Genomic DNA, 6,570 nt, shown 5'->3' with positions numbered 1-6,570 from the left:
GCCGTTTAAGTTTAAGTAAAAGATATCAGCCGCGCCCATATCATCCATGAATCCATTCGCCCGAAAGCTTCCGCCCCAGGGTACCTGGCTGTCTAGGTCCCAGCCCATTGATTCTAATGTTTCGTCTCTTAAACTACCATCAGGTGCCCGAAGCTTGAGCGTCTTGGTCCCGAAGACTTCCTTGAGTTCGTTCGTCGCTTGGACAAAACGATAACCATCAGATGATGCAGAATAACGACCCATGGCTTCTGCGTACCATTCTGCTGCAGGCACACCGCCGACTTCAACAATCGTGTCACCCGCGTTTACACCCTCTTGGATCGACATCCGTACAACAGGCTCACCTGCAACATTTTGAATCTGAACCCCAAGATACCCGTCAGGGAAAGTTGACGAGCCCCAATCTGAATAAAAACCATGACCATCATCGATAGAGTTCATAACCGCGCCAACAATACGCATCATTCCGTCGCGGTCGCTCTCACCCAGCGAACCCAAGGCGCTCCAGGCTGAAACAATCTGAGTATCCAAATCGCGGCCCACCAAATCAAAGTAGGGATAAAACCAATCCAAGGTTCCATAGAGGACCACCAAGGCGGCTTTCATGGTTGCCTTATCGAGAGTCGGTGCTGGCTCACCCAAATCTTTGCGGTAGGTTGCAAACTCGGTTCGCGTTGAATCCGAAAGCGTTGCAGGCGTTGGGAAAAAGGCGTTGAGATCATCCAAGGTATCTTCATGGGTAGCCGTTTGGCGGTCTGCACGCATGGAGTCGGGCCAAGCTTCACCATCGGTAAATAGCGCTGAACTTCTCCACATCAAACCAGCGGTAGAGACTCCCGTGAAAGTTGATTCTGCAACTGCGGAAAAAATATCGTGGCCAATCACCACAGCACGCCCAGCAAGCTTTAAGCCGCCAACCGTCGTTGCCGCTTCTGGTGTGAGCTTTGAACCTGTCCAGAAGAAAAGTGGGAGTTCTTCAGTATTAACGCCCCGGATCACAATCTGCTCGCGGAGCTCCTCAACATCATAATGTGTCCAGCCATCGTCTTGTGATGGAAAGCCATTAAATTTGCGCATCACTCTTTCCGCAATGACAAGGTCTGCCTGCAGAGCAGTAGATGCCGCAGCTCCAACATCAGCCGTGGCCGACAAGTTTCTCAAATCGATAACCACATGGGTTGTTTCCGGTGGAAGTACGGGTAAGTCGGTGCCTGGCGTCACGATAGCTGTGGTGCCCCGCATCTCGACACTCGCATAAACAGGCGTTAGGTCTGTTGGCAAAACCACACACATATCGCCAACTGCTCCGGCATACTCCTCAAGAAAGGCATCTTCAAAGTTCGTGTGGTTTTGAAGCACAACTTCGAGAGAATCGTCAGCTCCAAGCCAGTCTGCTTGAGGCCCAAATAGACGGAACCCGGTATGTGCGTTCGAGAAATCAAGAAGCGCTTCTCTTTGGCCCGCGCGCAAGCCCAAGGCAGCGTCGCACCAGTCTAAAGCCGGCGTGTAACCATCTGCTCCATTGTTCGAGTCGTTAGAATCGTCGCCACCGCAAGCAGCCAAGAAAAGCGATCCCAGGAGTACCCAGGTCAATCGATAAGTCAGCATAAATGTACCTCCGCCAGGTTTGACACGCAGTCATACCAACTGGGCACTCAATCGCCACACCGAATCGTAAATTATAAAGGGATTGTCTTTGGCGTCACCTATCGGTGCAGGGACTCCTCACTACGGTGGTGGGGTGTAGCGAGGAAATCCTGGCACTGACAGTTGTAACGAGGCCTTTCAGGGGTGGCCCCAAACCCCAACTTCGATTTGTTTGTGTTCTAGAAATGCAGAGGATCTCTGAGTTGACCAGCAGGAACTTACCCCGCTAAAACCACTCATCGAGAATCTATATGTTGCGTATTGGGCACTGAAAAATGAACATTTTCAGTAGTTTACATCTAGGAGATGCCCCGTTCACAACGCTATCTTCACCCTCGCCACTATCACACACACCCGCTAGAAGAAGCATCGCTTCTTTGGGTCACACCCCATACATCGACAGACCTCGGATAGACTTTAGATATTAATTGGAAAGATTTCGAAAAAGCGTACATTAGCGCCTAGAAACCTGAGCGCTCTCGTGTCATTGACCATGAAGGCCAGCTCCTCAGGGAGTCATAAACATGCGGGAAGATTGATGAAGATTGGTTTATTACAGCTCAACTACACCGTTGGGGATTTCCAATGTAACATTGAGCGAATTCGTGAAGCTGTTCAAAACGCGGCAGATAACGGCGCTGAACTTTGTATCGGCTCCGAACTTGCCGTCTGGGGCTACCCTGCCCGCGATCTTCTTTTGAACCCCGGCCTTGTTGACGCAGCATGGCAAATGACCCACGCACTGGCCAAAGACCTTGAAGGCCTACCACCCACGATAATCGGCATCGCTGAGCCCAACCCACAAGCTGATGGCAAACCTCTTTTCAATTCCGCCGTCCTTCTTCATCAAGGTAAAATCGAACGCACCTTCCGCAAGTCGCTTCTTCCTACCTACGACGTCTTCGACGAAGCACGCTACTTTGAACCAGGAAGCAACAATGAGATTTGGGAATACAAGGGCCAACGCATCGGTGTTACGGTTTGCGAGGACGCCTGGAATGACCAAGACGTTGAGCACGACCAACGCTACGCGACTGACCCCATTGAAAAGCTAAGCCTCAACACACCGGACCTCATCATCAATCTTTCCGGGTCTCCATTTGTGCTGGGCAAGCATACCAAGCGAAGAGAAATTTTTAGCGCCATCGCTAAGAAATACAAAGTCCCATGTGTGTTTGTGAATCAGGTGGGTGGTCATGACGACCTCATCTTTGATGGACGCAGTATGCTCATCGCAGCCAACGGGGAACTCATCGCACAGGCCGCCGACTTTGAAGAGGAAGTTTTGGTCGTAGATTCTAGCCAGCCCGCTCATGCTCCAACCATGGACCCATCAGAAGAAGAAGAAGCATGGAAGGCCCTGGTTTTAGGCGTGCGCGACTATGCACGTAAAACAGGCTTTAAAAAAGCGCTTCTCGGATTGTCCGGAGGCATCGACTCTGCGCTCACCGCTGCTATTGCGGTCGACGCCCTGGGAGCCGAGAACGTGACCGGTGTTTTGATGCCTTCACCCTATTCAAGTCAGCACAGCCTTGATGACGCTTATGCGCTTGGAAAGCTCTTGGGCATGCCGACCAAAACGATTCCCATTGCCGGACTGATGGGCTCTTTTGATGACGCCCTTCAAGAACACTTCGAAGGGCACTCAGCCGACACCACTGAAGAGAATATCCAGTCACGTATCCGTGGTAATCTCCTGATGGCCATGTCGAACAAGTACCGTTCACTTCTACTCACCACCGGCAATAAAAGTGAACTCTCCGTCGGCTACTGCACTATATACGGAGATATGTCGGGCGGCTTGGCTGTTATTTCAGACCTCCCCAAAACGCTCGTCTTCAAGATTTGCCGCTGGGTGAACGAGGCCAAAGGGCCAACCATTCCGCAAAACACCATCGATAAGCCACCCTCGGCTGAACTTCGTCCCGACCAAAAAGATACCGACAGCCTCCCTGACTATGATGTTCTGGATGATATGCTTGAGCGCTACGTTGAAAAACACCAGACCAAGCAAGATCTGATTGAAGCTGGCTTCAAGAAAGATGAAGTCGAGCGCGTTACGCGGCTATTGAAGATAGCAGAATTTAAAAGACGCCAAGCCGCTCCCGGCCTCAAGGTTACCGACCGAGCTTTTGGAACCGGCTGGCGTATGCCTATTGCCTCAAAAATATTCTCCGGGAATCCAAAAGACTAAGAAGGGTCTGACCAATGGCTAAATCAATCTGGGACACGTGATGAGTAGAATCATTCTCTTCATCATCGTAGCCGGTATGGTCCTAGCTTATGGGTATCGGCTCGAACAAATTGCTCCGGCGAATCAACCCTTCTCTCCAGCTCAGCCCCTCGAGCCCGAGGAACATCAACAACAAACTGAAAACGAAGCGTCACCGCTGCAACCCACGGAATTTGCTGCGGCTGGTTATTGCGGAGCCAAGATCCCGCCCGGCTTTAGGCGTCCCACTCTGGGACCGATTCTAAATAAGGACGCTAGCCCAATGGGGAGGACGGCGCGGCGGCTCTACAATGACGGGGAAAGTGAAACCCTTTTGGACCACCTGACCCGCTGGCAAGAATCCAAAGCGACAAGCCCTTACCCGTCTATTTGGCGCGCTCTCCTGCATCTTGAAAACCAAATGCCAGCCAGCGCATTGCCTTATTTATCCGAAGCGATGAACCTCACGGAAGACAAACCCGTCATAGCGCTTATTCTGGGAAATATTCTGAGCCACACCTCTGAATTGCCGCGCGCCATCGAGGCACTCAGTATTTACGCAGCGGCTTACCCTCAAGACAGACCCCAACAACAAAAGTTGGCCCGACTGAAAACTCAATACGAGATTCAAGCAAGATACAAACAAAGCGACTATCGCGGCGTGGAACTTCTCTATCCGCCGGAGTCCAGCCATCTTGAGTGGGCCGATATTCTGGATCAAATCGACACGAAGCTGGATGAAGCAGCGGAGTTTACAGGGACCATTCGGCGTCAAACACTGACGGTGATTGCTTTTGAGGGCAAGGCTGAGCTTCTCGCCAGCACCTGTGTACCATCGTGGACGGGAGGCGTTTACGATGGCAGCATCAAACTTGTTATGCACAACCCAGAGCAACTTCCAAACGCGGTGACCCTGGCCCATGAAACACTTCACGCTCAGTTATCCTTCTCAAGCCCAGGAGAGATTCCTGCGTGGTTTTCTGAGGGTATGGCCCAAGCTTTTGCAAAGGAAGAAACTCGGGCACAGTCGTCTTGGCGCAAAATGGTAGAACACCAAACCTATATCCCGTTTACTTCACTGGGAGATTCATTTCTTGAGTTTGAAGGTTCAGACGACGCGCGGTTGGCTTACCACCAAGGGTTAGCAATGGTGCTATGGCTCTACAATACCGCAGGCCCAGAAGGTCTGCATGAAGCGGTAAGAGCATTAGAGCTGCCCAAGGACCGCCAAAAACGCCTCCTCGAGATATTTCTCACTGAAAATGATTCAGGGGACTTCTTAGAATTCGTCGCAACGCTGATTCACTAGGACTGAGCCGAAGGAACCCATGCGGTGGTTCGACCTGCCACCTTAATATATTCAATAGACTCACCTGATTCGGTCTTCGCACCTTCAACCTGCCCCCAACGGTGATGAAAGAGCCAGCCCTTGGGGAACCTCTTTTTATCAGCATCAACTGATACAGCTTTCTGAATCACTTTCTTCAGCGCGCTATGTAGTTTTCCAACCTCATCCGCATTCAGCTCATTGGCTCGCCTGGTAGGCGAAAGCCGGGCTTGATAAAGCACCTCATCGGCTATCCAATTGCCCACACCCGCCGCAAATGCTTGGTTCAATAAGAGCCCCTTCAAGGTTGATTTACGAACCCGTACCAAGGCCTCAAATTCAGCCTTCGCGGGCATGCTTAAAAGCGGATCAAAACCAAGCTTAGCAATGGGACCATCTTCTAGCGGACTCTCCAATAGACGGATTCGGCCCAGGCGACGTGAGTTGGTCATCACCAAGCTGGTATCATCCTTCATGATGATCTCGATTTTCGTAAACCTTGGCGGCCACTGCTCAGGGTCCACTTTGGGACCAGTTTCCAGCTGAATCGGCGCCTCTCCCTTTACATGAAAACGACCTGTCATCCCAAAATGAAACATCGGGAATGGCTTTTTATTGAGTTCTAACCACATATATTTTCCACGGCGATGCGCCGCGAGAACTTCTTGACCTTTTAGATGCTTGGCAAGAGCTTTAGGCTGCACGCCGTCAAAAACAATATCATCTTGAGCGCAAATAACCTTTGAGACCACTTTACCGGCCAACGCGTTTTGAGCTTGTTTACGAGCATATTCAACTTCTGGGAGTTCTGGCATAAAGCCGAGATAACGCGCCGACTCAGAGGCTGGCAAGTCAAACTTTAGCTCAACTCATCGCTTCCAATGAGGTAACGGGTGATGATGCTTGAAAGCTCGATTTCAAATTCATCGGTTGAAATGTATTCGGGGTGCTTCAGTAAAGCGATGTTGGTGACACTCTCTACAGTTGTGACCAATATGAAAGCTGCTAGGTCTAAATTCTTCGGGATCAGTCGGTGCTTCTGAGTCTCAAGGTAAGCACGCACAATAAACAAGAGCTGCTCCTCCAACTGGCGGATACTGGCGTGGCCGAGCTTGAACACAACCAAAACAAATGCGCGATGCAGCTCCGGGTCCTCCCGTGGCAAACTGAGCATAGCCTTCACGTAGGACCGAATCGCGCCTGCCGCCGGCTCCTGACTCAGCTGCTGCAGATAGCCGGAGAGGTGCTCAACGAGGCGGTTGGAGTAGCTATCGATCAGCGCCTGCATCATCGCTTCTTTGTTGGGGAAGTACTGATAGAGCGAGCCGATGCTTACCCCTGCCACTTCGGCAACCCGGTTGGTATTGACCCGGTCTACACCTTC

The 6,570-nt window shown here is 51.3% G+C and carries 5 protein-coding genes; 2 read left to right on the top strand and 3 right to left on the bottom strand.

Annotated elements, in window-relative coordinates; translation table 11 throughout:
- A partial coding sequence (locus HOK28_17520; GenBank protein ID MBT6434901.1) for a hypothetical protein occupies positions 1-1,608 on the bottom strand: 1,608 nt, incomplete at its 3' end.
- Between the two features lie 577 nt (positions 1,609-2,185).
- Between HOK28_17520 and HOK28_17515 the strand changes: the two genes are divergently transcribed.
- Both HOK28_17515 and HOK28_17510 read left to right on the top strand, forming a co-directional pair.
- A complete protein-coding gene (locus HOK28_17515) occupies positions 2,186-3,841 on the top strand; it encodes an NAD+ synthase (GenBank protein MBT6434900.1) in 1,656 nt (551 codons plus the stop codon).
- Positions 3,842-3,881: 40 nt separating this feature from the next.
- Positions 3,882-5,168 carry a hypothetical protein gene (locus HOK28_17510; GenBank protein ID MBT6434899.1) on the top strand — a complete coding sequence of 429 codons (1,287 nt, stop codon included), beginning with the start codon at positions 3,882-3,884 and terminating at the stop codon, positions 5,166-5,168.
- Here the strand turns inward: HOK28_17510 and HOK28_17505 are convergent.
- Positions 5,165-6,037 carry a hypothetical protein gene (locus HOK28_17505; protein ID MBT6434898.1) on the bottom strand — a complete coding sequence of 291 codons (873 nt, stop codon included), beginning with the start codon at positions 6,035-6,037 and terminating at the stop codon, positions 5,165-5,167. The two genes, HOK28_17510 and HOK28_17505, sit on opposite strands and share 4 nt — an antisense overlap.
- Before the next feature lie 8 nt (positions 6,038-6,045).
- The coding region (locus HOK28_17500) for a TetR/AcrR family transcriptional regulator (protein ID MBT6434897.1) at positions 6,046-6,570 on the bottom strand (525 nt) is incomplete at its 5' end.

The organism is Deltaproteobacteria bacterium, assembly GCA_018668695.1.
Taxonomy (GTDB): Bacteria; Myxococcota; XYA12-FULL-58-9; order XYA12-FULL-58-9; family JABJBS01; genus JABJBS01.
This window is presented reverse-complemented; position numbering and strand designations above follow the sequence as displayed.

Coding starts and splice junctions, on each gene's coding strand:
- HOK28_17515 (MBT6434900.1), top strand. CDS start 2,186: ATGAAGATTGGTTTATTACAGCTCAACTACACCGTTGGGGATTTCCAA.
- HOK28_17510 (MBT6434899.1), top strand. CDS start 3,882: ATGAGTAGAATCATTCTCTTCATCATCGTAGCCGGTATGGTCCTAGCT.